Below are 26,489 nucleotides of genomic sequence, written 5' to 3'. Positions count from 1 at the left end.
AGGTAAGCATACGTTTAAGATAAACCTTGCAGCAAATCTTTCAAAACAGCCTGCGCTGCCCATAAACGGTTACCTGCTTCATGAATGACCAGCGAGTTGGGACCGTCCAGAATCTCAGATGATAGTTCAAGATCCCTGCGCACAGGCAAACAATGCATCACTTTTGCATCATTTGTGTACTTCAGTTTCTCATTGTTCATCATCCAGCCATCAGGATAGGTAAGTACCTTACCATATTCCTTGAAGCTGGACCAGTTTTTCACATAGATGTAGTCAGCTCCTTTAAGGGCTTCTTCCAGATTGTACATGATCTCTGCTCCCGGAGTGAAATCTTCCGACAGCTCGTATCCTTCCGGCTGAACGATTGTAAAATCCAGCATGTCCAGTTCCTGTGCCTTACACATCCACTCAGAAAATGAATTTGGAACAGCCTGAGGCAATGCCTTTACATGCGGTGCCCAGGCCAGAACTACTTTCGGTTTGGATTCAGCTTTCCAGGTTTCCCTGATCGTCACCAGATCCGCAAGACTTTGCAGGGGGTGACGGGTGGCACTTTCCAAACTCACTACCGGTACGCCACAATATTTGATGAATTTATTAAAAAAGTCCTCGTTGTAATCTTCGTCCCTGTTGGTTAACTTTGGAAAGGAGCGCAAGCCCAGGATATCACAATACTGTCCCATTACAGCCGCAGCTTCGCGGATATGCTCAACGGTAGTTCCGTTCATCACTATCCCATCTTCCGTTTCCAATGCCCATCCTTCTTTGTCCATATTCATCACCATCACACTCATGCCCAGGTTAATTGCAGCTTTCTGAGTGCTCAGACGGGTACGCAGGCTTGGGTTCAGGAAAACCAGTCCAAGAGTTTTGTTTTTCCCCAGATGCTGATGTGCATAAGGGTTTTCTTTTAATGCGAGGGCATCTTTTACCAGTTGGTCAATGTCTTCAACATCTTTTACAGAGGTGAATTGGTTCATCCTTTTAAAGCAATTTTAAAGTTTTCTAAAAAATGATCGGCTTGTTCTTTCTTCAGGTTGAGTGCAGGCAATAACCTGATCACATTAGGCTTAGCCTCTCCTGTAAAGATATGTTGTTTAAATAACAAGTTCTTTTTAACTTGTGATAATTCTTCAGGAAGATCAATCCCTATCATCAGACCACGTCCCCTCACCTCTTTTATCTCCTCTATTTTCTTTAATTCCGTGATCAGATAGCTGCCAATTTCCTCCGCATTTTTCATCAGGTTATCCTGCTCCATGATTTCGAGCACTGCCAGTGCGGCAGCACAAGCCAGATGGTTACCTCCAAAAGTAGTACCCAGCATGTAATGCCATGGCTTAAATTTATGAGCAATGGAGATTCCCGCAACAGGAAAGCCATTTCCCATCCCTTTGGCCATCGTATATACATCGGCACATACACCTGCGTAATCATGAGAATAGAACGTTCCGGTCCTGCCATAACCGCATTGTACACTGTCGGCAATATAAACAGCATTATATTGATTACAAAGTGCGCGGATTAGCTGAAGAAAGCCTACTGATGCTTCCCTGATCCCGCCAACACCCTGAATACCTTCAATAATTACAGCACTGATGTAGTTACCAAAATCAGCAAAAGCATCTTTCAGTGCCTGCTCATCATTGAAGGGCAGGAACACCACGTTGTCTGTTTCATTTACCGGGGCAACGATTTTGGGATTATCTGTAGCAGCAACGGCTAAAGATGTCCTGCCATGGAAGGCGCCTTTAAAGGCGATAATTTTTTTTCTGCCATTGTAAAACGAGGCAAGTTTAAGTGCATTTTCATTTGCTTCAGCTCCCGAATTGCAAAGGAACAGCTGATAATCGGTTTTACCGGAAACTTTTCCAAGTATCTCTGCAAGCTCCACCTGCAAAGGAATTTTTACCGAGTTTGAATAGAAACCAACTTTATTCAGCTGGTCGGTTAAACGTTTTACATAATGAGGATGCGTATGACCAATAGAGATTACCGCATGTCCACCATAGAGATCAAGGTATTCCTGACCATTTGCATCCCAGACTGTACTGCCTGAGGCTTTAACAATTTCTATATCATTTAGTGGGTATACATCGAATAAGTTCATTTTTAAAAGCTTTTACCCGGCAGTTGATTCCGGGAAATGAATAAAACAAGATCAATTGCTGGTAGTACGGCAACGCTTAAAAAGCACTTGCCTTTAGTCGCAAGCCCCGCCGTTCGTCTAATCCAAACATTAAATTCATGTTTTGTACAGCCTGTCCGCTTGCTCCTTTTAACAGATTATCAATTATACTGGTAATTAAAAGTTTACCTCCATGTTTCTGAACATGCACAAAACCCTTACTGGTATTCACCACTTGTTTCAGATCTATATTTTTTCTACTTACATGCGTAAAAGGATGAGTTGCATAATACTCCTCATATATTGCAAGGGCTTCTTCTTCTGTTAAATCACTGTCCAGATAAATGGCAGTTAGAATTCCCCTGGCAAAATCTCCGCGCTGCGGGATAAAGGTAAGCGGAACATCAAATGCTGGGTCAAGCTGTACCATGCTCTGTCCGATCTCATTCAGATGCTGGTGATCAAAAGCCTTATATACCGATAAGTTATTGTTACGCCAGCTGAAATGAGATGTTGGGCTAAGCCCCTGTCCTGCACCTGTTGAACCGGTAGTACCGCTGATGTGCACTTCGTTCATGATCAGTCCTTTTGCTGCGAGCGGCAACAGGCCTAACTGGATACAAGTGGCAAAACAACCAGGGTTAGCTATAAAGCCAGCCGTTTTGATACGCTCCCTGTTTAATTCCGGCAAGCCATAAACCCAGTCATTTCCGGCAGCTTCCGCCAGCCTGAAATCCTGGCTCAGATCAATGATCTTTATACCTGCCGCTACAGGGTTTTCTTCAAGGAATTTTTTCGCCGTACCGTGGCCTACGCACAGGAACAACACATCAATATCCTGTAAAAGCTCTTCAGTAAAACGCAGTTCTGTATCTCCGAGCAGATCTGTATGTACATCTGAGATGAGGTTGCCCCCATTACTATTGCTATGTACAAATACAATTTCTACATCAGGATGATTGATCAGCAGACGTAACATTTCGCCGCCTGTGTACCCGGCACTGCCAACTATACCTGCTCTAATCTTCATTGCTGTTTACTTTATGCCAGATCATCACTTGGTTACCAAATATTTTTGAGAACCCTTTTACGTCTTCGCCGCTCCATGCATTGTTCATCTCGCCATAGCTGCCGAACTTATTGCTCATCAGGTCATGGCCAGATTCAATTCCAATGACCTGGAACCTGTACGGAAGCAGTTCTACAAATACTTTTCCGCTTACAGTTTTCTGTGTATCTTCAAGGAAGGCCTCGATGTTGCGCATGACCGGATCGTGGAACTGACCTTCATGCAACCAGTTTCCGTAGAAAGATGCCAGTTGCTCTTTCCATGACAACTGCCATTTCGTAAGTGTGTGTTTTTCCAGTGTGTGATGTGCTTTGATGATCACCATTGGTGCTGCAGCCTCGAAACCTACACGTCCTTTGATACCGATGATCGTATCACCTACATGGATATCGCGTCCGATGCCATACGGCTGTGCAATGGCCTGAAGTTTCTGTATCGCTTTTACAGGATCAAGGGTTTCACCATCAATCCCTTTAAGTTCACCTTTTTCGAAAGTAAGCTCAATTTTGCGGCTTTCGGTTTCTGAAACCTGTGTAGGCCATGCTTCTTCAGGCAAAGTTTCATTGGAAGTAAGTGTTTCCTTACCACCTACAGATGTCCCCCATAAGCCTTTGTTGATAGAATATCTTGCTTTAGCAGCACTGTATTCTACGCCATGATTATTTAAATATTCTATTTCCGCTTCGCGGGATAATTTCAGATCTCTGATTGGGGTAATGATCTCAACACCCGGAATGATGATATTAAAGATCATATCAAACCTAACCTGGTCATTACCAGCGCCGGTACTTCCGTGAGCTACATAATCAGCACCAATCTTTTTTACATAATTAGCAATTGCAGTGGCCTGGCTTACGCGCTCGGCACTTACAGAAAGCGGGTATGTTGCATTTTTTAATACGTTACCAAATACAAGGTATTTAATACATCCTGCATAATAATTAGCAGTTTCATCTACTACAGCATGAGAGGCTACACCTAAAGCATATGCTCTTTTTTCTATTTCCTGTAATTCCTCTTCAGAAAAACCACCTGTATTCACAATCACGGAATGGACTTCTAGACCACGGTCCTGTGCAAGATGAATACAGCAAAATGAAGTATCTAAACCTCCGCTAAAAGCTAAAACTACTTTCTTTTTCATTGTTTGTATATTGAATTTATGGTAACGTGATGAACCATCATCACTGGTAATGTTATTTAAAAAACAAGGATGACAGCTGAAGAATTGATTTTAATCCTCCTTTTTCATCTGATTTCGGTTTGAGTATGAGTCTTTGTTTGATGCGCATAAAGCGTTCATATAACTTCGGCTTTTTCTGCAGTTCTTCAGCAAATTTCTTTGCAACATCATGTTTCTGCGTAGCCGGGTCATACAGCATTGCTGTACACATGCAGTTTTTGCGGTCTTTGCTTTTCAGGATCTCAAAATTCACGCAGCTCTGGCAGCCTTTCCAAAATTCTTCATCTTGGGTTAATTCTGAATAGGTAACCGGCTCGTATCCCAGGTCAGAGTTAATTTTCATCACTGCAAGGCCTGTTGTTAAACCAAATATCTTTGCTTTAGGGTATTTTTGTCTCGATAGCTCAAATATTTTTTGCTTAATGGTATGTGCCAAGCCTACTTTTCTAAATTTAGGACTAACCACAAGACCGGAATTGGCTACAAACTGCCCGTGACTCCAGGTTTCTATATAACAGAACCCTGCCCAGGAGCCATCTTTATGGAAGGCAATAACAGATTTCCCTTCAGACATTTTTCCTGCAACATAGTCCGGAGAGCGTTTAGCAATACCTGTCCCTCTTGCTTTGGCAGACTCTGCCATTTCAACACAGATTTCTTCTGCAAAAACACGATGTTCAGGAAGTGCAACCTGCACTATAAAATCGTTTATATTCATTAATAGTTAACGAAAAAAAATAAATATTCTGATTAATTGGTTTTGGAGAGAGGACACTACCTCTATGATCGAGCTAGATATAACTCAAATACGGGGTGTATAATTTTGCCGGCTGGTTGTTACATAAATGACAGGCTGCAAACGCTCAATATATAAACTTCTCGCAGCAATATTTTTTGCTGTTAAAATGGAAAGTTTATGTGTGGTTTGCTTTATCATTTTCTGTATAAATCCCGCTTTAAATTACTGAAGGTGTAAAGGTTTAAATAAATATTGAGTTGTGCAATACGTTTTTCATTTTTTTACATTTAATCAACCCCTCTACAACAATAATGATGCCTCAAAAATAAGTGTTATTGAAAAAAACGCAGCAAAATAAATATTAAATCTATGTTACTTTTTCCGGTTAAGCCATGATCGTTCCAATCTGAAATATAGTGGTACTGTTAACTATATCTGTTTTCTGTCATATATTAATCGTTTAGACACATATATGATGCCGATGGTGTTACTATTACTAATCGGTATAAAAAACTATTATGTCTAAATTGTTATCACCCTTAGCTATCAAAAACGTCAACTTAAAAAACAGGATCGTAGTTTCGCCAATGTGTCAATATTCTGCGAAGGAAGGATTTGCCAACGACTGGCATCTGGTCCATCTGGGCAGCCGCGCTGTCGGTGGTGCCGCATTAATTATGCAGGAGGCTACCTCCGTTTCTGCTGAGGGGAGAATTTCCCCTTATGATTTAGGGATATGGTGTGACGAACATATTTCATTTCTGAAACGCATCACAACGTTTATTCATGAACATGGTTCAGTGGCAGGTATACAGCTTGCACATGCAGGAAGAAAGGCCAGCTTTGATACACCCTGGAGAGGCCGTAAACAGGTTATGGAAAAAGACGGCGGATGGAAAACATTTGCTCCAAGTGCTATTTCTCACAAAGAGGGGGATGAACTTCCTGAAGCACTGAACATTGAAGGTATAGAAAAAGTAAAGTCAGATTTCAGGGAAGCCACAAAAAGATGCATTGAAGCCGGCTATAAAGTAATAGAAATACATGCCGCCCATGGATATCTGTTACACCAGTTCCTCTCTCCATTGAGCAACCATCGTACCGATGAATATGGTGGAAGTTTCGAAAACAGGATCCGTTTTGTACTGGAAGTGGTCGCTGCTACCAAGGATGTATGGCCTGCTGAAAACCCCTTATTCGTACGCATATCTGCTACAGACTGGGCGGAAAGCGGATGGTCACCGGAGGAATCTGTAAAACTTTCAGCTATATTGAAAGAAAAAGGAGTTGACTTAATTGACTGTTCTTCCGGCGGAAATGTCTTTTACCAGGAAATCCCGCTTAGCCCGGGTTACCAGGTGCCTTTTGCTGAATCCATAAAAAAAGAAACCGGAATTTTAACGGGCGCAGTAGGCCTGATCAATGATGCCGCCCAGGCAGAAGAAATTCTACAGGAAGGCAAGGCAGACCTGATCGTAATGGCAAGGGAACTGCTGAGAGACCCCTATTTCCCTATCCATGCAGCTGATGAACTGAATGACAAAATTCAATGGCCTGAACAATATGAACGGGCCAAACCGAGAAAAAAAGGCTAACTCTTTAAACCAAATTGTCTTAATTTCGTTTTAATTTAAAAACAAAGATATTATGTTCGATAAACTGATGGCCGCTCAGCAAAAAGCTGAGGAAATAAAAAAACGTCTGGATACAGTTTCTGTTTTTGCAGAAGTTGAAGGTGGCGCAATTAAAGTTACCTCCACTGCTAACAAGACTATAACTGCGATAGAGATCAACGAGGATTTCTTTAAAGGAGCGGACAAAGAAGAACTTGAAGAACTGCTGCTTACAGCGGTAAATAAAGTATTGCAACAAGCAGAGGACGTTAGCGCAAATGAAATGCAATCGGCTACCAAAGATATGCTTGGTGGTTTAGGCGGTATGTTTGGCAATTAATTAAATATTAAAGATGAAATATACTTATTACGGGCACTCTTCTTTCCTTCTGGAAACTGATAGAAAAAAATTTCTTTTTGACCCCTTTATTACTCAAAATCCTTTGGCTTCAGCGATTGATGTCAAAGCAATTGAAGCAGATTATATTTTTGTGAGCCATGGTCATGGTGACCATACCGGGGACCTGGTACTTCTGGGAAAACAAACCGGTGCAAAGATCATTGCAATGGCAGAAGTAGCACAATGGGCCGGAAAACAGGGATTAACAAATATCCATGCCATGAATTATGGCCCTTACACATTTGATTTTGGAAGGGTCCGCATGGTTTGGGCTACACATTCCAGCTCAATGCCGGATGGAAGTTACGGCGGAAATCCCGCTGGCTACGTATTGGAACTGGAAGGGAAAACGATTTACTATGCCGGGGATACCTCTCTGAACATGGATATGAAGCTTCTGGCTGACCTGTACAAAATAGATTATGCCATTATGCCCGTTGGAGGAAATTATACTATGGATCCGGACGATGCTTTGATTGCTGCCAAATTCGTAAATTCTGACCGCGTAATAGGTGTTCATTACAACACCATGCCTGAGATCACGATTGATACGGAAGTAGCCATAGCGAAATTTGCAAGGGAAAACAAACAATTGCTGTTACCGGCAATCGGTGAAAGCATAGAATTGTAAGAAAGTTAAAAGGTTATTTCAATGCCTTCTAACGGTTAAAAGCACTGGAAGCATTGAAATAGCCTTTTGTTTTGGGGTTCGCTGTAAGCAGCGTACTGCCCTGCGGTCATGGCATCCTAATGGGCTGCCAGCCAGGTGTTACCCTCCCCGATCTCTATTTCAATCGGAACGGTTGTCTCAATCGCTGTTTTCATCCGGTGGCTGATAATTTTCTTCATAGCCTCCACCTCAGTTTTCAGTACATCAAATACAAGCTCATCATGTACCTGCATGGTCATCTTAGACTGCAATTTCTGCTCTTTAATGTCGTTATGAATGTTGATCATTGCAATCTTGATCATATCTGCAGCAGAACCCTGAATCGGTGCATTTATCGCGTTTCGCTCTGCAAAACCGCGCACGGTCTGGTTAGCTGAATTGATATCCCTCAAATACCGTCTTCTTCCCATCATCGTTTCCACGAAACCGTTCTCACGTGCAAAGTTCATTGTATCGGTCATGTATCTTTTAATACCTGGGTATTGTGCAAAATACTGCTCTATCATTTCTGCCGCTTCCTTTCTCGGTATACCTAAGTTCTGGGACAAGCCAAAGGCCGACTGCCCGTAAATAATCCCGAAGTTTACCGCTTTTGCATTTCTTCGCTGGGTAGAATTTACCTCTTCGATCGTAATACCATATACCTTTGCTGCTGTAGCCGTATGGATGTCAATGCCGTTATTAAAGGCAAACAGCATATTTTCCTCCTTACTGATATCGGCGATGATCCTGAGTTCTATCTGTGAATAATCTGCCGATAGCAACACGTGGTTTTCATCCCTAGGAATAAAGGCCTTGCGGACTTCCCTCCCGCGCTCCGTACGGATAGGAATATTCTGCAGGTTAGGATTGTTGGAACTCAATCTGCCGGTCGCCGCTACCGCCTGGTTATAACTTGTATGCACACGTCCCGTCTTAGGGTTTACCAGCTGAGGAAGCGCATCAACATAGGTAGATTTCAATTTCTGCAGCTGGCGGAAGTCCAGAATATCCTTTACGATATCACTCTTATGCGCAAGGGCAGACAATACGTCTTCTCCGGTTTGGTACTGCCCTGTTTTTGTCTTCTTCGCTTTTGGATCAAGCTGCAGTTTGTCAAAAAGAACTTCCCCAAGCTGTTTGGGTGAAGCCAGATTGAATACTACACCAGCTTTATCATACACGCTCTGCTCAAATTTCCTGATGTCAATCTCTAGTTCAGCAGAATAACTGATCAGGGTTGCCATATCAATCTTAACACCTTCCTTTTCCATATCTGCCAGTACATATACCAGCGGATTTTCAATATTGGTAAGCAGCTCTTCGGCATTAAGTTCCTTAAGAATAGGTTTGAATACATTCGCAAGCTGTAAGGTTACATCTGCATCTTCAGCCGCATAGTCTACCACGGTTTCAACCGGGACATCCCGCATGGTCCCCTGATTTTTACCTTTCGGACCGATCAGAGAGGTGATAGAGATCGGTGTATACCCCAGATAATTTTCTGAAAGCACATCCATGTTATGGCGTGTATCCGGATCGATCAGGTAATGGGCCAGCATGGTGTCAAACAGTTTACCCCTGATGTCAACGCCATACCACTTAAGCACTAAAATATCATATTTTATATTTTGCCCGGTTTTTGCAATGTTTTCATTTTCTAAAACTGGTCTGAACTCATCAACAACCGCCTGGGTCTCGTCCTGATCAGCTGAAACAGGAATATACCAGGCTTTTCCAGGTTCGACACAGAAAGACAGGCCTACCAGTTCTGCGATATTTGCATCCGTTCCGGTAGTTTCCGTATCAAATGAAATACTTTCCTGCTGCAGCAATAAGTCAATTAACTCTTTACGTTTTTCGGGTGTATTTACCAGCTGATAATCTGGTTTGGTGTCCTGAATAGTGCGGCCCGCCGGGGGTTGTTCAAATAAGTTAGGGAGCTGGTCAAATGTTTTAGGCTTCGCCTGTGGCTGATCAACATGATTGCCAAACAGGTCTGTTTGCTGCGATCCCGCTGCTTTGGCATCTCCAATACTAAATCCATCCCCGAACACCCTGCGGCCTAAGGTCCTGAATTCCAGTTCAGCAAAAAGCGGTTCCAGCAACTCTCTGCTTGGCTCTTCAAGAACCAGGGAAGGCTCGTCAAAATCGACCGGAACATTTAAAATAATGGTAGCCAGTTTTTTTGAGATCAGCCCCTGTTCGGCAAATGTTTCCACGTTTTCCCGCTGTTTGCCTTTAAGTTCATGAGAATTGGCAATAATGTTCTCCATGGAACCATATTGTTTAATCAGCGATTTCGCTGTTTTTTCTCCTATGCCGGGAATTCCGGGGATATTATCTACAGCATCTCCCCAGAGACCCAGGATATCAATCACCTGCTCTACATTCTCGATTTCCCATTTAGCCAGGACTTCCTTAACACCAAGGATCTCCATCTCGTTGCCCATACGGGCGGGCTTATAGATAAAGATATTGTCGGATACCAACTGCGCAAAATCCTTATCAGGTGTCATACAGAAAACAGTAAACCCTTCTTTCTCCGCTTCCTTAGCCAGTGTGCCGATAATATCATCTGCCTCGAAGCCATCCTTAGTGATCACGGGAATATTGAACCCCTCAATCAGCTTAAAAATATAAGGCAATGCTGCTGCCAGATCTTCAGGCATTGCTTGCCGGTGAGCTTTATATGCAACAAAATCAGTGTGTCTTTCAGTAGGTACATCCGTATCAAAAACAACAGCAATGTGACTGGGTTTCTCTTTTCTGAGGACCTCCATTAACGTATTGGCAAAGCCCATTACTGCGGAAGTATTGATACCGGTAGACGTAAATCTCGGCGTTTTACTGAGTGCAAAATGCGCCCTGTAAATCAGCGCCATACCGTCAAGCAGGAAGAGTTTTTTCATTATATAATTGTTATTTTCGTGTTCAAAGTTAACATCTGCAATTTACGAAACCTAATGACTAAGGAGCTTTACTGTTTTATAAAAAGTAGGATGGTGAAGAATAAATTGTAGAGGGAATGCAGGGCAATGGAGTATTTCAATCCATAGCACATCCTGGTGAAACCGAGCACAAGTCCGATTGCCAGCTGAGGCAGGGTATATAAAATACCCAGGGGCAACAATGCAATCCCCTTTTCAAAGTTAGCCAGATGTACCAGTGCAAAACAGATGGCTGTAAGATGAAAGTGCCAGGGAAAGATACGGTTCCAGAAAATAAACTTTTGTGTAACACTACCGGCAATGGTAAACCGGTAGAGGATGAATACGATACCAAAGATGACCGGGCTAACTAAAAATGCCCAGTATGTTTTGGCAACAGCACTGCAGATGAGCCCCAGTATAAAAGTCATAAACAGGATCGTCGCAGAAAACCGTTTTAATTGTGCCCTGAAGATCCACTCTTCTATTACGGGGGCAACGAATACGGCCCCCATAAAAAACTGAAATTGTGATACATCCCTATGATCCAGGATAGATGGCCCGGGATCAGGTATCAGATGATTAAAAACCAGCGTTTCGGATATATAACCCGCCATGCCGCCCACAAGCACGCAGATGAAACTCAGTCTCAACAAAATAAACACAGGATTCCATACGCTACTGGGTGCAGACACCAGCCGGGGCCGCCTGAGGTAAAACAATAACATACTGAGCATATTGCGCATCAATACCTCGCTATGCAGCCTTCAATATGGTCGTTTACCATTCCCGTAGCCTGCATAAACGCATAACAAATCGTGGTTCCAAAGAACTTAAACCCTCTTTTTTTCATGTCCCTACTGATGTCATCAGATATTTCGGTTCTTACAGGAAGGCCTCCCAGATCCCTGATGTTATGTATAAGCGGCTCATTTCCGGGCATGAATCCCCAAATATAATCTGCAAACGAGCCGAACTCTTTTTGTATGGTGATGAAAAGCTTTGCATTACCGATCGCAGCATTAACCTTTAGCTTATTTCTGATGATCCCAGGATCATTCATTAAACGGTCAACATCATCCGCGGTAAATACAGCGACCTTGTGTACATCAAAACCGGCGAAGGCCTTACGGTATCCCTCACGTCTGCGGAGGATGGTAATCCAGCTCAATCCTGCCTGGGCACCCTCAAGGATCAGGAATTCAAACAGCACACGGTCGTCCCGGACAGGCCTGCCCCATTCCTCATCATGATATTTTATGTATAGTGGGTCGTTTCCGCACCAACTGCATCTAATTAGTGCTTTCTCCATCGTCATTACATACTTAATTCATCCCAATATTCAACGGCCCTGCGGTAATGAGGTATCACAATTGAGCCTCCTACCAGGTTAGCGATCATGAAGACCTCATTGATCTCTGCGTTGTTCACTCCTGCGTCAAAGCACTTTTCAAGATGATATTTGATACAATCATCACAACGCAATACCATAGAAGCTACCAGGCCCATCATTTCCTTGCTTTTTACATCCAGAGCGCCCTCTGCATATGTTGTCGTATCAAGGGCAAAGAACCTTTTAATATTTGTGTTGGCTGTTTCCATTATCCTATCGTTCATTTTAGTCCGATAGTCATTAAATTCTTCCACTAATTTTCCCATGTGTTTTTATTTTAAACCTGATTATAATTCAACTGCAGGGTCCCAGAAATATATTTTAAAGTTTTTTACCTGGTCGTTTTCTATGGTCAGTCCTTCATTTTCCAGCAACAGTTGCATCAGTTCGGGCGGAGTAAAATGAAACCGGCCCGTAAGCAGTCCCTTGGCATTTACCACACGGTGAGCCGGCACCGGAGGATGCACGCCATGCGCATTATTCATTGCGTATCCTACCATACGGGATGATTTTGCGGCGCCAAGGCTCCTCGCTATGGCCACGTAGGAAGTTACCCTTCCTTTAGGGATCAGCCTTACGATTTCATGAACCTGCTCATAAAATGATTGTTCCATTATGCTAGTGAGAATTGTATATAATTGATGTTCTTATCCTGTTTTAAATAGATTCTTTCGTAATGTGTTTTAATCTGAAGTACATCATCATAAAATTCGGAATGGTATAATTCTGCCGTTTTTTTATGACAGATGAGGCCTTGTTGTTCCACAACCTCAACAGTATAGGCATACAACCCGTCATTATCTGTTTTCAGGTTAATTTTACCTCCGGGTTTTAAAAACTCTTTATACTTGTTTAAAAATCCGGGAAAAGTAAGCCTTTTCTTTTCCCTGCTATCCTGAGGCTGAGGGTCAGGAAAGGTAATCCATATTTCCTCTACTTCATCCTTTCCGAAATATTCAACGATATCCTCTATCTGAATCCTTAAAAAAGCAAGGTTACCGATATTTTCATCCACACCGGTCCTGGCACCTCTCCATAAACGGTTGCCCTTTAAATCAATTCCTATGAAATTCTTTTCAGGAAAGGCCTTCGCCATATTAACCGCATACTCTCCCTTACCACAAGCCAGTTCGAGAACTACCGGATTGCCATTTTTAAAATGCTTTGATGCCCACCTGCCCTGCATATCTTTTCCTTCTTCCATCTGATACACATTATGGAAGGTGTCTATCTCAGCAAATTTCCTTAACTTATCTTTACCCACTGTTATTTTTTTATGCAAAAATACGATTTAATCTTCTTTTAGTTATACAGATTACAGACTCAAAAACGTTGATGAACTGTATGTAACAGATAAAAATAATTATATTTACGAAATAATCTGTAGACACTTTAAATTTATAATAAACCTTGGAAAAGAACGCAAAAATTTATCTGGCAGGGCACCGCGGAATGGTCGGATCAGCCATTCACCGCAAATTAGTTAAAGAAGGTTATTCAAACATCATTACAAAAACTTCAAGCGAGCTTGATTTACGGAACCAGCAAGCGGTAACAAGCTTTTTTGAGCTCGAAAAACCTGAGTACGTGTTTCTGGCTGCAGCGAAAGTAGGAGGCATTATTGCTAACAATACCTACCGGGCCGATTTCCTGTATGAGAACCTGGCCATTCAAAATAACGTGATCCACCAGTCCTATAAAACTGGAGTAAAAAAACTGATGTTTCTGGGTTCAAGCTGTATCTATCCAAAACTTGCCCCGCAACCTTTAAAAGAGGATTACCTGCTAACCGGGCTGCTCGAAGAGACCAATGAACCGTATGCAATAGCTAAAATTGCCGGAATTAAAATGTGTGATGCTTACCGTGACCAGTATGCCTCTAATTTTATCTCTGTAATGCCAACCAATTTATATGGCTACAATGACAACTATCATCCTCAGAATTCACATGTTTTACCCGCATTGATCCGTAAATTCCACGAAGCAAAAACAAACTCCTCAACTGAAGTGGTTGTGTGGGGCTCAGGATCACCAATGCGCGAGTTTTTATTTGCAGATGACCTTGCCGATGCATGTTATTTTCTGATGGAAAACTATGATGAACGCCACCTGATCAATATTGGTACTGGCGTAGATCTAACCATAAAAGACCTTGCCCTTCTCATCAAAAAAGTAATTGGCTATGAAGGTGATCTCAAATTTGACAGTACTAAACCTGATGGAACTCCCCGAAAACTGATGGACGTTTCCAAACTGCACCAGCTGGGCTGGAAACATAAAATAGAACTCGAGGAAGGTATCCAACTGGCTTACCATGATTTCCTTGCCAAATACGTATAAATATTGAAAACATAATAACTAAAATTTATATCTTTGTAAAAAGACATAAATTTTAGTTATATGACTTTAGTTCAACTGGAATATATTGTAGCTGTAGATACCTACAGAAGTTTTGTCGGTGCCGCCAACAAATGTTTTGTGACTCAGCCTACCCTAAGTATGCAGGTCCAAAAACTTGAAGAGATGTTAAATGTCAAAATATTTGACAGAAGCAAACAACCGGTAATTCCTACCGAAATAGGTTCCCAAATCATAGAACAGGCCCGCCTGGTACTTCAGGAAAGCCTGAAGATCAAAGAGATCATCAGCAGTCAGCAACAGGAAATCGTCGGAGAGCTCAAGGTAGGGATCATCCCTACCGTTGCACCATATCTGCTGCCGCAGGTGATCGCCGCAATGATGGAAAAATATCCTGACCTTAAACTACTGATCTGGGAATATACTACAGAAGATATTATACATCACCTGAAAACCGGCGTTTTAGACTGCGGTATTCTTGCCACCCCGCTGGCCGACAATGCAATAACCGAAATTCCGCTGTATTACGAAACCTTCGTTACCTATATCAGCAAAAACAGTAAGCTCTTCAAGAAAAAGAATATTGACGCCAACGATCTGGAAGACGAAAATATCTGGCTGCTGAATGAAGGGCATTGTATGCGTTCCCAGGTCCTCAATATCTGCAGGTCTACCAAAGACAACCGCCTTCAGGGACTTACCTATAATACAGGAAGTGTAGAAACCCTCATACGGATGGTAGATATGAATAACGGCGCTACATTGCTGCCAGAGTTAGCACTGGTAGACCTTAGTCCAAAACAACTCAGCAAAGTACGTTCTTTCAAGTCACCTGAACCCGTTCGGGAGATCAGCCTGGCAACACACAAAAACTATATCAAAAAAAGGATGTTAAACGCCTTTAGAGAAGAGATCCTTGCAGTGATACCAAAGGCGATGAAACAGAAAAAAAAGAAAGACGTTGTAGGAATTTAAGCTCAGGATGATCACATAAAAAAGGGTTACGTGTATCGCTGCTGCCTGCCGCTGAAGCGCGTCACAAGGCATCGATACACGTAACCCTTTTTCAGCGAAGCCAGGAAAATTCCAATCAGCCTGCACTAATGCCCGGAAAAGATCCTGTCAGGGATAAATACTATCCCTGTGCTTTCTTGAAGCGCTCAGCAACTGCATCCCAGTTTACAACATTCCAGAATGCGGCGATGTAATCAGGACGTTTATTTTGGTATTTCAGGTAATAAGCATGTTCCCAAACATCCATTCCTAAGATAGGTGTACCCTTAACCTCAGCAATATCCATCAATGGATTGTCCTGGTTAGGTGTAGAAGAAACTACCAGCTTATGATCTGCACCAACACTTAACCATGCCCATCCTGAACCGAAACGGGTTGTACCAGCTTCAGCAAATTTAGTCTTGAAATCAGCAAAAGAACCAAAAGCAGACTTGATTGCCTCAGCTAATTCTCCTGTAGGTTCTCCACCTTTATTGTGGCCTAAAACTTCCCAGAATAAAGAGTGATTATAGTGACCGCCACCATTATTTCTTACTGCAGCAGGGAATTTAGAAATGTTTTTAACGATATCATCAATGCTATGAGTCGCTTCAGGTTTACCTTCCAGAGCTTTATTCAGGTTGGTAACATAAGCCTGGTGATGTTTGTCATGGTGAATTTCCATGGTTGTTTTATCGATATGCGGTTCTAGTGCATCTGTTGCGTAAGGTAACGCAGGTAATTCAAAAGCCATACTATTCTATTTTTAAGTTTAAAATTTTATTCTTCAACAAAGATAACATTCGAGGTGTAGTTTTGTTCAATGGTTTGTCAAATTAACCCCTCTTATTCTCGAAAAAACGCTTCATCAGCTGTGCACACTCCGGGGCAAGAACACCTCTCTCCAATAACGTTTTGGGATGCAGTAAATTATTGCCCTTCGTGGTGAAACCTCTTTTTTCCTCTGAAGCTCCAAATACAAGCCTGCTGATCTGGGTCCAGTAGGCAGCCCCGGCACACATCACACAGGGCTCGACAGTAACGTATAGGGTACAATCCTTCAGATACTTGCCTCCAAGCGTCTGGCTGGCCGCTGTAAATGCCTGCATTTCTGCATGGGCAGTAACATCATTCAGCTGCTCCGTCAGGTTATGCCCGCGCCCCACAATCCTGTTTTTACAAACTACAATTGCACCGATAGGAATTTCATCGCTTTCAAAGGCCTTCTGTGCTTCCTGCAATGCCAAAAGCATATAATGCTCATCTTCTTTAACCTGGTCTTTTTCTTCCGAAAAATTATAATAGCTCATTTAACACATTTTATTACCGTTTGGCACCTTGCCATTTAGCGTTGTCAATACAATATCCCCGTTTTCATCTGCAAATCCGGTCACCAGAAATTCAGACATAAATTTGCCGATCTGCTTTTTTGGAAAATTGATAATCCCCACAATCTGCTGCCCCAGCAGTTCCTCTTTGGTATAATGCGCCGTAATCTGCGCACTGCTCATTTTTATTCCAAATTCACCAAAGTCCACCTTAACTTTATAGGCCGGCTTTCTTGCTTCCGGAAAATCCAGCACTTCCAGGATCGTTCCTGCCCTTAATTCGACCTTTTCGAAATCGCTCCAGCTGATTGTTTCCATATTACTCGCGTTACCAATTGGCAACGCCCTAAATTACGAATCTTCCTGCACATAAATTCAGCTTTCCAGCCTATTGCTTTTTACTACCTTTGCAGCATGATTGATGTTATACTGAATAAGGGCAAAGAAAAAGCTGCCTTACAAAGACACCCCTGGATATTTTCAGGAGCAATAAACAAAGTACAGGGTGCCCCCCTCAATGGTGAGGTAGTAAAAGTTCTTGCAGCGGACAAATCTTTCCTGGCCTATGGTTATTATAACAGTCAGTCCCGCGTTGCCGTACGTCTGCTGGAATGGGAAGAAAACAATACAATTGATACAGACTGGTACAGACATAAGTTAAAACAATCCATCGCTGCACGTGCACATGTGCTGAAAAATGATGACACCAATACCTGCAGGCTTGTATTCAGCGAAGCTGATTATCTTCCCGGACTTATCGTTGATAAATATGCCGGTTTTCTTTCGCTGCAGATCCTCAGCGCAGGTATAGAGACGGTTAAAGAAGATATCATCAATATCCTGAGAGCCGAACTCAATCCGGCAGGAATATTTGACAAAAGTGATGCTACGGCACGTACCCATGAGAACCTGGAGCTTTCACAAGGGCTGCTTTGGGGAGAAGTGCCACCTGAATTTATAGAGGTAAAGGAAAATGGTGTTCGTTACCATATCAATATTGCCGATGGACAGAAATCCGGTTTTTACTGTGACCAGCGCGACAACAGGGAGATCCTGGCAGCTTACACACAGGAAAAAGAGGTGCTGGACTGCTTCTGCTATAGCGGTGGTTTTACGCTGAACAGCTTAAAAAACGGCGCAAAACACGTCACCAGTGTAGACAGCTCAGCGCTGGCCATCGAAACCCTTAAACACAATCTTGGTTTAAATGGATTTACAGAAGACCAGCAAACGAGCATACAATCTGATGTAAACAAGCAGCTTCGCGTTTTTAAGGAAGAAGGAAAGAAATTCGACGTCATCATCCTGGACCCGCCAAAGTATGCCCCCTCAAGATCTGCTTTGGACAGGGCTGCACGTGCCTACAAAGACCTGAACCGTTTGGGAATGTTATTACTTAAGCCCGGCGGGATGATGGCCACTTATTCCTGCTCCGGCGCAGTAGATCTGGAAACGTTTAAACAGATCATTGCCTGGGCAGCACTTGATGCGGAGAAAGAAGTACAGATCATCAGGCAATTCCATCAGCCGGAAGATCATCCGGTACGGATCTCCTTTCCGGAAGGCGAGTACTTAAAGGGACTGCTGATCAGGGTACTGTAGTACGCTAAAACGTGCGGGAATGAGCAAAAACAAACAATTTATCTTATTTATTTGTAAGATATATGGTAAATTACATCAACGAAATCCGAATAAATGCTCATAGTACAAAACATCAGGTTAAGCCGAATCCTCAGAAACACATGGCAAATAGATATCATTATGATCATTTCCTGCACCGGGGCATACCTGGCCAGGGAATTTTTAATCAAGCATCATTTTGAACTTCCTTCCATTATTCCAACTGTGCTCGGTACCGCCATTGCCTTTTTCATAGGGTTTAACAATAACCAGTCGTATGACCGCTGGTGGGAGGCAAGAAAGATATGGGGTGCACTGGTAAACGACTCCCGCTCATGGGCCAGGTGTATGGTTACCTACATCTCAGCAAATGAAATGAGTGAGCAGGAGTTTAATGCATTAAAAAGCAACCTGGTCCGCAGGCATATCGCCTTTTTATATGCGCTGAAAGCCAACCTCAGAAGTGCTGTAGACGAAAACTATCACAAATATCTGAGCGAAGAAGATCTCCTGGAGATCAGTTCGCACACCAATGTTCCAAATGCCATTCTGACACTGCAGTCAAGAGACCTGCAGCAGCTGAGCACAGATGGCAGGATAGATGGCTTCCGCTTTATGGAAATGAACCAGTTGCTTGTAAAATTTTCCGATGAAATGGGGATGTCTGAGCGCATAAAAAACACCATCTTCCCTACAACCTATAATTACTTCACCAAGGTATTCATCTGGTTATTTGTAGTATCATTAACTTTAGTGATCAGCCAGTATGCGGGCCTGTGGTCCATCTTCCTGGGCTGGCTGGTAGGGTTTGTATATGTATCTACCCAGATCAACGGAATGAGCCTGGTAGATCCTTTCGAGAACAACTCCTCAGCAATTCCCCTTAACCAGATCACCCGGACCATCGAGATCAATTTACTTGAAATGATAGGCGCACAGGATATTCCCAAACCTGTTAAACCAATAAACAGGGAATATATACTATAACCGTTATTCTTCTTCTTTGAAATATACCTTGTAATAGTTCATCGATTTATCATCGTCAAAGCCTTTTTCAATCAGCTCTTTATTTCCATGAATATAGATGTGAAAGTTTTTATCGAGCTTCAGTACGCTTTTAAAGACCTTTGCCTGCTTTTTTACCGCAGCACCTGAGATATCAAAGGTATCGGCAATCGGCGTGTCAAACTCTTCTTCATAGCTTTTTTTATAGCTCTTAAAAGATTCGATGCCGTCTTTGTTACCGATCACCTCATTGGAGAATTCATCAAGATCAAAGCTCTCCTTCTCCTTAAAATATTTCATCGACTTGTTCAGCAGGTCTATTTTATCGGCTTTACTGATATCATATTCCTGATCAAGCTTGTCGGTCACAAAACTTTTGTATACCCCCAGTACATTATTGGTCTGATTGTAATTATCATTCCTCACCCTGAGTTTCAGAAATTCATCTTTCCAGTATACAGCCTCGGCACTACGGTTAGTCTGGTCGATCACTGCAACTTTATAGCCTTCTTCTTTTTCAGTATTAAAGATAAGACAGCCCTTGTCCAGTTTGTTGATATTGATCGCTTCTTCTTCATAACTCAATGCGAAGCCCGCCTGCTCCGGATAAACCTTTAAATAGGTTTCCTTGGTTTCAGATTTGAATATGCCGATGGCGTCATGCAGCTCTCCTTCGATCTGTACATTCTCAAAATAGGCCACATATAGCTCACCAGCCTTTATTTTTGGATGACTGGATATTTCATAGAGATATTTGGCCAGCTGGATACTATTCTCATGGAATTTCCCTCCATCCTCAAAAATCTGGGCGATGAAATGATACACTTCATTTAAATTCAGGTCATCATTGGGATGGCTGAACCTGAAGATCTCATTTATCTTTTCATAAGGGCTTAAGAAGTATTGAATAAGCAGGTTCTTCAGCAGTTCATCCTGAATATGCATAGATTCCTCTGATAAAACATAGAATTCATCCTGTGCTTTATTTCCTATTCTATGGATAGAAAGCTCTGCCAGAGAGGCTTCAAAAAAAGTAATCATATTCGCTCTGATTTTTTAAAAATGTAAAGAGCCTCAAAAATACTTTTAGTAATTGATTCCCTCAAACAAATCGCGAATTTAAACAGCTATACTTTTTTCTCGCCCATATTATTCCTCAGCTGCAGGGGAGTTCCCGCTTTCTTTTTCATTTTCAGGTTCAGCAACTCTACCAGGATGGAGAAAGCCATTGCGAAATAGATGTATCCTTTCGGAATATGCTGGTCAAGCCCCTCTGCAAAGAGCGACACACCGATCAGCAGGAGGAACGACAAGGCCAGCATTTTAACAGTAGGGTGGTTATTTACAAACGCACTGATCGCATCAGCCGAAACCATCATGATGATGACAGCGATGATCACCGCAGCAATCATGACTTCAACGTGTTCTGCCATACCTATAGCGGTAATCACAGAGTCCAGAGAGAAGACGATATCCAGAACAAGGATCTGCACGATCACGCCCGCAAAAGAGTGCACTTTGGTTTTTCCTTCTTCATCCTCTTCGCCTTCAAGTTTCAGGTGGATTTCATGTGTGCTCTTATAAATCAGGAATAGCCCTCCTGAGAGCAGGATCAGATCACGCCCGGAAATTGCCAGTTTTTCCAGCCACTCTTTATTATCAAGGCTTACCCATTCGCCAATATTGAACAATGGAGAAGTAAGGCTCATTACCCAGCTAAGTGACAGCAGCAGCAAAACCCTGGTGATCATTGCCAGCCCCAGTCCGAGCTGCCTTGCTTTTTTCTGCTGATCTGCAGGTAGCTTTCCCGACAGAATAGAAATAAAAACGATGTTGTCAATACCCAGCACAATCTCTAAAAGCGTGAGTGTTAATAAGGATATCCAGGCTTCCGGCGTAGTAAAGAATTCCATAATTTATTTGTTTGCAGACCTAACATAAAAAAAGCCTGCTGAATAGTCAACAAGCTTTACAATATATTAGTTTTAATATTCTTTATTTGAAGACAACCGCACCATAATCCGATTTGATCTGCACCCTTGCGCTGCCGCCATTGCCTATTTTCCCTGAATAATTTTTCGTAGAAGAGTGCTTGTCATTCTCTCCAAGGGCATTTACCCTGACGCTGCTCCCGTACCTGAAAGCCCCATAAGTTTTCTGTACGCTGAAATCCCCGTTAAATGAGTCCGAAAAGCCCAGGTTTACATCTACGTAATCGACGTCAATGATCAGGCTCCTGCAGCCGGGACTGACTTCACCGATGTTAAAGTTATTGTAGCTCATTTTAAAATCGCCATCGCCTCTGAGGGTTCCCACATTTACCCCCGTATACTCTGACCTGAGACTAAGCCTGCCTACGTTACCTATCGTTAATGAATTGTATTGCTGTTTAATTGTTGCATTTCCTTTGATTGCAGTCACATTCACACTCGCATACTGCACATCGAGATCCAGGTTGTTTACAGAGCCGATCTTTAATCCTGATCCATACTGCTGCTTAATCAGGGCATCTCCCCTGATCGCCGTAATGCTTACATTTGCGTATTGCGCATTTAGGTCCAGCGTTCCGGCAGTGCCAATAGTTAATCCAGACCCATACTGTTGTTTAATAGTGGCTTTATTTAGCTCCTGTATATTTGTTTTACCGTACTGAACTGAAATATAATTACTGGCATCAGACAAATTTCCCGCGTTGAAGTCTCCGTACTGCACCTTTGCAGTCAGCGGGCCCGAAAAATCTCCCATGTTCACGTTGCCAAATTGCTGCGACAGATCCAGCGCATTCGATGCAGGAAGATAGACCACATAATTGACCTTTACTTCTCTTCTTTTGTTCCTTCCAGACCACCTGTTTCCGTTCCCTATTGTAGTTTTACAGGAGATCACGTCCCCATTTTTGTCTGCATTGATATTTACCTGGTCAATAAGTTCCTGCGCCTCCCTGTCATTATTACTATACGATCTTATAGAAATGTCAATCTTCACTTCCCTCCTGTCCCATACCTTGATCAGCATTGATCCGAATTGGTTACTGAGCACCACTTTATCCGTTTTGCCGGCAGGAAAACTTTTACTGATATTTTTAACACGTACAGCATCATCATCCTGAACCTTGATCTGGTCATTTAGATTCTGACCGGCCGTTATACTACTGCTGACCGACGTATTTACAGCATAAGCCGCATGAGCTGTTGTTTCAGGTTCTGATGGCCCCTGGGCAAATGCCCCGTTTGAACCTGCAAGTATCAATACACCCCATGTCACTAACTTTTTCATATTCTGTTTTCCTTTTTAAACTGGCTCACTTCGCTGATAATTGATAATTGCTGACTAACCAGCTGCAGTTGCATTTCCAAATTTTTTACCATGGCCTTTACGATCAGCTGCTGGTTAGGGCTCGACGGCAATTGCTTTCTAAGACCGTCATAGGCAACGTTCAGTGTCTGCAGATCAGCACTGAATTTTTTGTACAGCTCAGGGCTTGCCTCTGCAAAAATTTGCAAACTATCTCTTTTTTCTTCAATCAGGCTCACAAATTTAACCTGTCTGGTCGCATAAGCGGGATTAACGTCGGCTATACTCAGCTTATTCTTTTTTATTGGAAACTCAGATATAAATATCAGGCCCAGCAGCACAATCACCGAAGCAGCAATGCTCATCCACAGCCGGATATCAAATTTCTTTTTTTTATTTTTCTTAACCAGCTCCTGCTCAATTTTATCCCATAGGTTTGCTGAAGGACGATCTGTATCAAATTCCTTTTTATTTTCCTTGATAAAATCTTCAATTTTTGTGTTCATCTCTTGCTCCTGTCTTTTCTAACATAGTTTTTAACTTCATTTTCGCACGCATCAACTGTGATCTCGAGGTGTTTTCAGATATTTTGAGGATATGGGAAATCTCTTCATGGTCATACCCTTCAAACAAATAAAGGGTTAATACCACCCTGTACCCATCAGGTAAACGCCTGACGGCCGCCTTCACTTCTTCTACCTTCCACTGCAGCTCTTCATGGCCCTCCCCCTTCTGCTCCGCTATTTCCATCCCGTCTATACTCACAAATTCAGCCCTTCTTTTTCTAAGGTAATTGATCGACTTATGAATAATGATCTGTTTTAACCACAACCCAAAAGTAGTATCGCCCCTGAAATCTCCTATACGGGTAAAAGCATCAAGAAAGGCTTCCTGTAAAACATCTTCTGCTTCGGCCTCATGGTTTACTATTCTGAGGGCTGCACTGTACATAGCTTTTTCGTACAACTTGTATATTTCAAATTGCGCTTTACGGTCGCCGCACCTGCAACCATTAACCAGATCAATATTTTTATCGATATATACTGCTTCCAATGTTTTCGTATTCGCTATAAATGACGCAAGCTTTTTGCAAACGTTGCACTTGGGGTAAAAAACTTTTGAATATACTATGCTAAATCAATAACCTGTTGCAATATATGGCTCAAAATGAATATTTTTGCGGCCTAATCCGATTGAATAATGTTAAGAACAACAACTTGCGGAGCGCTGACTTTAGATAATTTAGGCGAAAACGTAATTCTGTGCGGTTGGGTACAGAAATCCAGAGACTTGGGAGGAATGACTTTTATTGACATCCGTGACCGCTATGGCATCACCCAATTGGTATTTAATATGGATGATAACCCTCAGCTGTGTGAAGCAGCCCGCAGCCTGGGCCGCGAGTTTGTAATTAAAGCCGGTGGACTTGTTGTTGAACGGTCCAATAAAAACCTGAAAATACCAACTGGAGAAGTAGAAATTAAAATCACTGCTCTTGAAATATTAAATGCTTCCAAGATTCCCCCTTTCCTCATCGAGGATGAAACGGACGGAGGGGATGACCTGCGCATGAAATACCGTTACCTGGACCTCAGAAGAAATCCGGTACGGAATAATATGGTTTTGCGCCACAGGATGGCCCAGTCCGTAAGGAGATACCTGGATGCCCTGGATTTTATCGAGGTTGAAACACCTGTGTTGATCAAATCCACACCTGAAGGTGCCCGGGATTTTGTAGTACCAAGCCGTATGAACGGCGGTGAATTTTACGCACTGCCACAATCTCCGCAAACATTTAAACAGCTGTTAATGGTATCTGGCTTTGACAGGTACTTTCAGATCGTTAAATGCTTCAGGGATGAAGACCTGCGTGCAGACAGACAGCCGGAATTTACACAGATCGATTGTGAGATGTCTTTTATAGAACAGGAAGATATCCTCAATACTTTTGAAGGTTTGATCAGAACGTTATTTAAAGAAGTTAAAAATTTCGATCTGCCTGAAGTTCCAAGGATGCAATATGCCGATGCAATGCGCTGGTATGGATCTGATAAACCGGATACACGCTTCGAAATGCGGTTCGTTGAACTTACCGAACTGACCAAAGGAAAAAACTTCCCTGTATTTGACAATGCAGAATTAGTTATAGGCATCAATGCAAAGGGCTGTGCGCATTATACACGCAAGCAGCTTGATGAGCTTACCGATTTTATTAAACGCCCTCAGATCGGCGCTACGGGGCTGATATACGCAAGGCATAATGAAGACGGGTCTATCAAGTCCTCGGTAGATAAATTCTATACTGAAGAAGACTTAAAACAGTGGTCTGCAGCTTTACAGACTGAACCCGGAGACCTGATCCTGATCATGGCAGGTGTAAAAGATAAAGTGCGCAAGCAATTGGGCGAACTTCGTTTAGAAATGGGCAGCAGACTTGGCCTTCGTGATAAGAATGTTTTCAGTGCACTGTGGGTGCTTGATTTCCCGCTACTGGAGTGGGATGAAGAATCAGAACGTTACCATGCAATGCACCATCCTTTTACTTCGCCGAAACCGGAAGACATTGCCCTGCTGGACACCAATCCGGGAGAAGTGAGAGCAAACGCATATGATATGGTGGTAAATGGAACTGAAATTGGCGGCGGATCTATCCGTATCCACGACAGGGCCTTACAGGCGCTCATGTTCAAACACCTGGGCTTCTCTGCTGAAGAGGCGCAAAAACAATTCGGCTTCCTGATGGACGCATTCGAGTTTGGCGCCCCTCCACATGGTGGTATTGCATTCGGATTTGACAGGCTTTGTTCAATTTTTGCCGGCCTGGACAGCATTCGCGATGTAATTGCCTTTCCTAAAAATAATTCCGGAAGAGACGTCATGATTGACAGCCCTTCCACGATAGACGAAAAGCAGCTGAAAGAGCTGAAGATAAAAAGCACATTGTAAGACATAAAAAAAGGAAGCCATGGCTTCCTTTTTTTATTAATAAGTTTCGCTGTCAGGAGGAATCCCGTAATCTGCAAACGCAGGAGATTTTTCCTTCTTTTTCTTTTTGAACAGGCCCGTTACTGAATTAAATATCGCAGACAGATGTTCTGCATCAAGTGTTTTTCCCATTTTACTGGTAGCCAATCCCACCAGGGTCTTGGTAATAAATCCGGACCCCCGGAATAAAGTGCTGTTCATGAGCACAGGCAATACCAGTGACATCAGTTTGCTGCTGATGTTTAATTTATCATCTACTTTTAAAAAAGCTGAGGGCGTTGCATATCTTTTGATAAGATTACCGGGCGTAAACTGTTTCACGTACACCTTAACATCGTCCTTTAGCATTGTCTCCTGAATTTTATAATCAACCCTGAGACTGGTTAGCCTGACGTTGAGATCATGCAGGTCGTTGATATTATACTTTTTGCTCATCGTCTTCGTCCTCCTCTAGTTTTTTAAAATACTTCCTGATCGTAAAATTGACTATTGCCTTTTCTATAAAGTTATCTTTGGTAAAATAAACAATAATGGCAACTATCAGATAGATCAGCGCCACACTGCCAAATCCTGCAGTATAACTGCCAAAAACAGTAGATAAAAATAATGCAAGTGTAATACTACCCAAAATAAAGGCCAGTGTAAAGCAAACAGCTACAATTGCAGTTGTAATCAGGTCAGCAAAGAGCTTCGATGCCCTTTTCACAAGGAACAACCGCGTATATTCCACGCGGGTATCCAGGTATGCCTTTGCTTCCGAGAGTATATCCTGGAAATCCTTTTCTTTTTTTTCTTCCATTGG

Annotated in this window: 29 protein-coding genes; 8 read left to right on the top strand and 21 right to left on the bottom strand. The window is 42.5% G+C overall.

All coding sequences use genetic code 11. From position 1 onward, the window contains the following. Positions 1 to 14: 14 nt before the first annotated feature. The 5 genes from BLW16_RS14000 to BLW16_RS13980 form a co-directional block, all read right to left on the bottom strand. A complete protein-coding gene (locus BLW16_RS14000; RefSeq protein ID WP_090557628.1) occupies positions 15 to 980 on the bottom strand; it encodes a Rossmann-fold NAD(P)-binding domain-containing protein in 966 nt (321 codons plus the stop codon). Continuing rightward, the gene (locus BLW16_RS13995) at positions 977 to 2,110 is read right to left on the bottom strand and encodes an aspartate aminotransferase family protein (protein ID WP_090557626.1); all 1,134 of its coding nucleotides are present in this window, start codon (positions 2,108 to 2,110) and stop codon (positions 977 to 979) included. Before BLW16_RS13995 ends, BLW16_RS14000 begins: the two co-directional genes overlap by 4 nt. A gap of 76 nt (positions 2,111 to 2,186) precedes the next feature. Beyond that, on the bottom strand, positions 2,187 to 3,158 hold the full coding sequence (gene argC, locus BLW16_RS13990; protein WP_090557624.1) for an N-acetyl-gamma-glutamyl-phosphate reductase: 972 nt from the start codon (positions 3,156 to 3,158) through the stop codon (positions 2,187 to 2,189). Beyond that, positions 3,148 to 4,341: an argininosuccinate synthase gene (locus BLW16_RS13985; RefSeq protein ID WP_090557620.1), complete on the bottom strand. Its 1,194-nt coding sequence runs from the start codon at positions 4,339 to 4,341 to the stop codon at positions 3,148 to 3,150. Before BLW16_RS13985 ends, argC begins: the two co-directional genes overlap by 11 nt. 52 nt (positions 4,342 to 4,393) lie before the next feature. Beyond that, on the bottom strand, positions 4,394 to 5,098 hold the full coding sequence (locus BLW16_RS13980; protein ID WP_090557618.1) for an N-acetyltransferase: 705 nt from the start codon (positions 5,096 to 5,098) through the stop codon (positions 4,394 to 4,396). Positions 5,099 to 5,637: 539 nt separating this feature from the next. On the opposite strand from BLW16_RS13980, the gene namA reads away from it, so the two are divergent. From namA to BLW16_RS13965, 3 genes are read left to right on the top strand one after another with little or no spacing between them, the layout of a single operon-like run. After that, entirely contained in the window at positions 5,638 to 6,714 is a 1,077-nt protein-coding gene (namA, locus tag BLW16_RS13975) for an NADPH dehydrogenase NamA (protein ID WP_090557616.1), read from the top strand. Between the two features lie 52 nt (positions 6,715 to 6,766). Next, positions 6,767 to 7,072 carry a YbaB/EbfC family nucleoid-associated protein gene (locus BLW16_RS13970; protein ID WP_090557614.1) on the top strand — a complete coding sequence of 102 codons (306 nt, stop codon included), beginning with the start codon at positions 6,767 to 6,769 and terminating at the stop codon, positions 7,070 to 7,072. Positions 7,073 to 7,085: 13 nt separating this feature from the next. After that, entirely contained in the window at positions 7,086 to 7,763 is a 678-nt protein-coding gene (locus BLW16_RS13965) for a metal-dependent hydrolase (protein ID WP_090557612.1), read from the top strand. A 116-nt stretch (positions 7,764 to 7,879) separates the two neighbouring features. On the opposite strand, the gene polA is transcribed toward BLW16_RS13965, so the two are convergent. The 6 genes from polA to trmB form a co-directional block, all read right to left on the bottom strand. Then, positions 7,880 to 10,693: a DNA polymerase I gene (gene polA / locus BLW16_RS13960; RefSeq protein WP_090557610.1), complete on the bottom strand. Its 2,814-nt coding sequence runs from the start codon at positions 10,691 to 10,693 to the stop codon at positions 7,880 to 7,882. A gap of 68 nt (positions 10,694 to 10,761) precedes the next feature. Then, the gene (locus tag BLW16_RS13955; protein WP_175470578.1) at positions 10,762 to 11,439 is read right to left on the bottom strand and encodes a CPBP family glutamic-type intramembrane protease; all 678 of its coding nucleotides are present in this window, start codon (positions 11,437 to 11,439) and stop codon (positions 10,762 to 10,764) included. Between the two features lie 17 nt (positions 11,440 to 11,456). Continuing rightward, the gene (locus BLW16_RS13950; protein WP_090557729.1) at positions 11,457 to 12,023 is read right to left on the bottom strand and encodes a DNA-3-methyladenine glycosylase I; all 567 of its coding nucleotides are present in this window, start codon (positions 12,021 to 12,023) and stop codon (positions 11,457 to 11,459) included. Between the two features lie 5 nt (positions 12,024 to 12,028). Next, positions 12,029 to 12,370 carry a carboxymuconolactone decarboxylase family protein gene (locus tag BLW16_RS13945; protein WP_090557606.1) on the bottom strand — a complete coding sequence of 114 codons (342 nt, stop codon included), beginning with the start codon at positions 12,368 to 12,370 and terminating at the stop codon, positions 12,029 to 12,031. Between the two features lie 21 nt (positions 12,371 to 12,391). Then, entirely contained in the window at positions 12,392 to 12,718 is a 327-nt protein-coding gene (locus BLW16_RS13940; RefSeq protein WP_090557604.1) for an MGMT family protein, read from the bottom strand. Continuing rightward, positions 12,718 to 13,368: a tRNA (guanosine(46)-N7)-methyltransferase TrmB gene (gene trmB, locus BLW16_RS13935; protein ID WP_090557602.1), complete on the bottom strand. Its 651-nt coding sequence runs from the start codon at positions 13,366 to 13,368 to the stop codon at positions 12,718 to 12,720. The genes BLW16_RS13940 and trmB overlap by 1 nt, the downstream gene beginning before the upstream one ends. 146 nt (positions 13,369 to 13,514) lie before the next feature. Here trmB and fcl point away from each other — a divergent pair, with 146 nt between their 5' ends. Next, on the top strand, positions 13,515 to 14,444 hold the full coding sequence (gene fcl / locus BLW16_RS13930) for a GDP-L-fucose synthase (protein WP_090557600.1): 930 nt from the start codon (positions 13,515 to 13,517) through the stop codon (positions 14,442 to 14,444). A 60-nt stretch (positions 14,445 to 14,504) separates the two neighbouring features. Further along, positions 14,505 to 15,437, top strand: coding sequence for a hydrogen peroxide-inducible genes activator (locus BLW16_RS13925; protein WP_090557598.1), 933 nt, complete (start codon positions 14,505 to 14,507; stop codon positions 15,435 to 15,437). Positions 15,438 to 15,597: 160 nt separating this feature from the next. Here BLW16_RS13925 and BLW16_RS13920 read toward each other — a convergent pair whose 3' ends face one another. The 3 genes from BLW16_RS13920 to BLW16_RS13910 all read right to left on the bottom strand — a co-directional run bounded on the left by BLW16_RS13920 (position 15,598) and on the right by BLW16_RS13910 (position 17,101). Continuing rightward, the gene (locus BLW16_RS13920) at positions 15,598 to 16,209 is read right to left on the bottom strand and encodes a superoxide dismutase (protein ID WP_090557596.1); all 612 of its coding nucleotides are present in this window, start codon (positions 16,207 to 16,209) and stop codon (positions 15,598 to 15,600) included. A gap of 82 nt (positions 16,210 to 16,291) precedes the next feature. After that, a complete protein-coding gene (locus tag BLW16_RS13915; RefSeq protein ID WP_090557594.1) occupies positions 16,292 to 16,765 on the bottom strand; it encodes a nucleoside deaminase in 474 nt (157 codons plus the stop codon). Then, the gene (locus BLW16_RS13910; RefSeq protein ID WP_090557593.1) at positions 16,766 to 17,101 is read right to left on the bottom strand and encodes a tRNA-binding protein; all 336 of its coding nucleotides are present in this window, start codon (positions 17,099 to 17,101) and stop codon (positions 16,766 to 16,768) included. It abuts the gene before it with no gap. Between the two features lie 96 nt (positions 17,102 to 17,197). Between BLW16_RS13910 and BLW16_RS13905 the strand changes: the two genes are divergently transcribed. Together BLW16_RS13905 and BLW16_RS13900 are read left to right on the top strand one after the other, a co-directional pair. Next, complete coding sequence (locus tag BLW16_RS13905; protein ID WP_090557591.1) at positions 17,198 to 18,385, top strand: class I SAM-dependent rRNA methyltransferase; 1,188 nt, start codon at positions 17,198 to 17,200, stop codon at positions 18,383 to 18,385. 93 nt (positions 18,386 to 18,478) lie between these two features. Beyond that, on the top strand, positions 18,479 to 19,390 hold the full coding sequence (locus BLW16_RS13900; RefSeq protein WP_090557589.1) for a bestrophin family protein: 912 nt from the start codon (positions 18,479 to 18,481) through the stop codon (positions 19,388 to 19,390). A gap of 3 nt (positions 19,391 to 19,393) precedes the next feature. On the opposite strand, the gene BLW16_RS13895 is transcribed toward BLW16_RS13900, so the two are convergent. From BLW16_RS13895 to BLW16_RS13875, 5 genes are all read right to left on the bottom strand, one after another. Further along, positions 19,394 to 20,449, bottom strand: a complete 1,056-nt coding sequence (locus BLW16_RS13895; RefSeq protein WP_090557587.1) for a nucleoid-associated protein — start codon at positions 20,447 to 20,449, stop codon at positions 19,394 to 19,396. A gap of 86 nt (positions 20,450 to 20,535) precedes the next feature. Further along, a complete protein-coding gene (locus BLW16_RS13890) occupies positions 20,536 to 21,321 on the bottom strand; it encodes a TerC family protein (protein ID WP_090557586.1) in 786 nt (261 codons plus the stop codon). Positions 21,322 to 21,403: 82 nt separating this feature from the next. Further along, positions 21,404 to 22,684 carry a hypothetical protein gene (locus tag BLW16_RS13885; protein ID WP_090557584.1) on the bottom strand — a complete coding sequence of 427 codons (1,281 nt, stop codon included), beginning with the start codon at positions 22,682 to 22,684 and terminating at the stop codon, positions 21,404 to 21,406. Further along, positions 22,681 to 23,208, bottom strand: coding sequence for a hypothetical protein (locus tag BLW16_RS13880; RefSeq protein WP_090557582.1), 528 nt, complete (start codon positions 23,206 to 23,208; stop codon positions 22,681 to 22,683). Before BLW16_RS13880 ends, BLW16_RS13885 begins: the two co-directional genes overlap by 4 nt. After that, on the bottom strand, positions 23,192 to 23,755 hold the full coding sequence (locus tag BLW16_RS13875) for an RNA polymerase sigma factor (protein ID WP_090557581.1): 564 nt from the start codon (positions 23,753 to 23,755) through the stop codon (positions 23,192 to 23,194). Before BLW16_RS13875 ends, BLW16_RS13880 begins: the two co-directional genes overlap by 17 nt. Before the next feature lie 147 nt (positions 23,756 to 23,902). On the opposite strand from BLW16_RS13875, the gene aspS reads away from it, so the two are divergent. Beyond that, complete coding sequence (gene aspS / locus BLW16_RS13870; protein ID WP_090557579.1) at positions 23,903 to 25,648, top strand: aspartate--tRNA ligase; 1,746 nt, start codon at positions 23,903 to 23,905, stop codon at positions 25,646 to 25,648. A 36-nt stretch (positions 25,649 to 25,684) separates the two neighbouring features. Here the strand turns inward: aspS and BLW16_RS13865 are convergent, their stop codons facing one another. Beyond that, on the bottom strand, positions 25,685 to 26,122 hold the full coding sequence (locus BLW16_RS13865) for a hypothetical protein (protein WP_090557577.1): 438 nt from the start codon (positions 26,120 to 26,122) through the stop codon (positions 25,685 to 25,687). Beyond that, positions 26,106 to 26,486, bottom strand: coding sequence for a phage holin family protein (locus BLW16_RS13860; RefSeq protein WP_090557575.1), 381 nt, complete (start codon positions 26,484 to 26,486; stop codon positions 26,106 to 26,108). The genes BLW16_RS13865 and BLW16_RS13860 overlap by 17 nt, the downstream gene beginning before the upstream one ends. Positions 26,487 to 26,489 lie beyond the last annotated feature (3 nt).

This window comes from Pedobacter hartonius (assembly GCF_900107535.1).
In the GTDB taxonomy this organism is placed as follows: Bacteria; Bacteroidota; Bacteroidia; order Sphingobacteriales; family Sphingobacteriaceae; genus Pedobacter; species Pedobacter hartonius.
This window is presented reverse-complemented; position numbering and strand designations above follow the sequence as displayed.

What these genes read in the sequence shown, in the direction of transcription:
- BLW16_RS13985 (WP_090557620.1), bottom strand. Translation starts at nt 4,341, where the DNA reads ATGAAAAAGAAAGTAGTTTTAGCTTTTAGCGGAGGTTTAGATACTTCA.
- BLW16_RS13970 (WP_090557614.1), top strand. Translation starts at nt 6,767, where the DNA reads ATGTTCGATAAACTGATGGCCGCTCAGCAAAAAGCTGAGGAAATAAAA.
- namA (WP_090557616.1), top strand. Translation starts at nt 5,638, where the DNA reads ATGTCTAAATTGTTATCACCCTTAGCTATCAAAAACGTCAACTTAAAA.
- BLW16_RS13950 (WP_090557729.1), bottom strand. Translation starts at nt 12,023, where the DNA reads ATGGAGAAAGCACTAATTAGATGCAGTTGGTGCGGAAACGACCCACTA.
- BLW16_RS13925 (WP_090557598.1), top strand. Translation starts at nt 14,505, where the DNA reads ATGACTTTAGTTCAACTGGAATATATTGTAGCTGTAGATACCTACAGA.
- BLW16_RS13910 (WP_090557593.1), bottom strand. Translation starts at nt 17,101, where the DNA reads ATGGAAACAATCAGCTGGAGCGATTTCGAAAAGGTCGAATTAAGGGCA.
- BLW16_RS13900 (WP_090557589.1), top strand. Translation starts at nt 18,479, where the DNA reads ATGCTCATAGTACAAAACATCAGGTTAAGCCGAATCCTCAGAAACACA.
- BLW16_RS13865 (WP_090557577.1), bottom strand. Translation starts at nt 26,122, where the DNA reads ATGAGCAAAAAGTATAATATCAACGACCTGCATGATCTCAACGTCAGG.
- BLW16_RS13980 (WP_090557618.1), bottom strand. Translation starts at nt 5,098, where the DNA reads ATGAATATAAACGATTTTATAGTGCAGGTTGCACTTCCTGAACATCGT.
- BLW16_RS13880 (WP_090557582.1), bottom strand. Translation starts at nt 23,208, where the DNA reads ATGAACACAAAAATTGAAGATTTTATCAAGGAAAATAAAAAGGAATTT.
- argC (WP_090557624.1), bottom strand. Translation starts at nt 3,158, where the DNA reads ATGAAGATTAGAGCAGGTATAGTTGGCAGTGCCGGGTACACAGGCGGC.
- polA (WP_090557610.1), bottom strand. Translation starts at nt 10,693, where the DNA reads ATGAAAAAACTCTTCCTGCTTGACGGTATGGCGCTGATTTACAGGGCG.
- BLW16_RS13890 (WP_090557586.1), bottom strand. Translation starts at nt 21,321, where the DNA reads ATGGAATTCTTTACTACGCCGGAAGCCTGGATATCCTTATTAACACTC.
- BLW16_RS13920 (WP_090557596.1), bottom strand. Translation starts at nt 16,209, where the DNA reads ATGGCTTTTGAATTACCTGCGTTACCTTACGCAACAGATGCACTAGAA.
- BLW16_RS13995 (WP_090557626.1), bottom strand. Translation starts at nt 2,110, where the DNA reads ATGAACTTATTCGATGTATACCCACTAAATGATATAGAAATTGTTAAA.
- BLW16_RS13885 (WP_090557584.1), bottom strand. Translation starts at nt 22,684, where the DNA reads ATGAAAAAGTTAGTGACATGGGGTGTATTGATACTTGCAGGTTCAAAC.
- BLW16_RS13905 (WP_090557591.1), top strand. Translation starts at nt 17,198, where the DNA reads ATGATTGATGTTATACTGAATAAGGGCAAAGAAAAAGCTGCCTTACAA.
- BLW16_RS13860 (WP_090557575.1), bottom strand. Translation starts at nt 26,486, where the DNA reads ATGGAAGAAAAAAAAGAAAAGGATTTCCAGGATATACTCTCGGAAGCA.
- aspS (WP_090557579.1), top strand. Translation starts at nt 23,903, where the DNA reads ATGTTAAGAACAACAACTTGCGGAGCGCTGACTTTAGATAATTTAGGC.
- BLW16_RS13915 (WP_090557594.1), bottom strand. Translation starts at nt 16,765, where the DNA reads ATGAGCTATTATAATTTTTCGGAAGAAAAAGACCAGGTTAAAGAAGAT.
- BLW16_RS13965 (WP_090557612.1), top strand. Translation starts at nt 7,086, where the DNA reads ATGAAATATACTTATTACGGGCACTCTTCTTTCCTTCTGGAAACTGAT.
- BLW16_RS13945 (WP_090557606.1), bottom strand. Translation starts at nt 12,370, where the DNA reads ATGGGAAAATTAGTGGAAGAATTTAATGACTATCGGACTAAAATGAAC.
- BLW16_RS14000 (WP_090557628.1), bottom strand. Translation starts at nt 980, where the DNA reads ATGAACCAATTCACCTCTGTAAAAGATGTTGAAGACATTGACCAACTG.
- BLW16_RS13955 (WP_175470578.1), bottom strand. Translation starts at nt 11,439, where the DNA reads ATGTTATTGTTTTACCTCAGGCGGCCCCGGCTGGTGTCTGCACCCAGT.
- BLW16_RS13895 (WP_090557587.1), bottom strand. Translation starts at nt 20,449, where the DNA reads ATGATTACTTTTTTTGAAGCCTCTCTGGCAGAGCTTTCTATCCATAGA.
- BLW16_RS13940 (WP_090557604.1), bottom strand. Translation starts at nt 12,718, where the DNA reads ATGGAACAATCATTTTATGAGCAGGTTCATGAAATCGTAAGGCTGATC.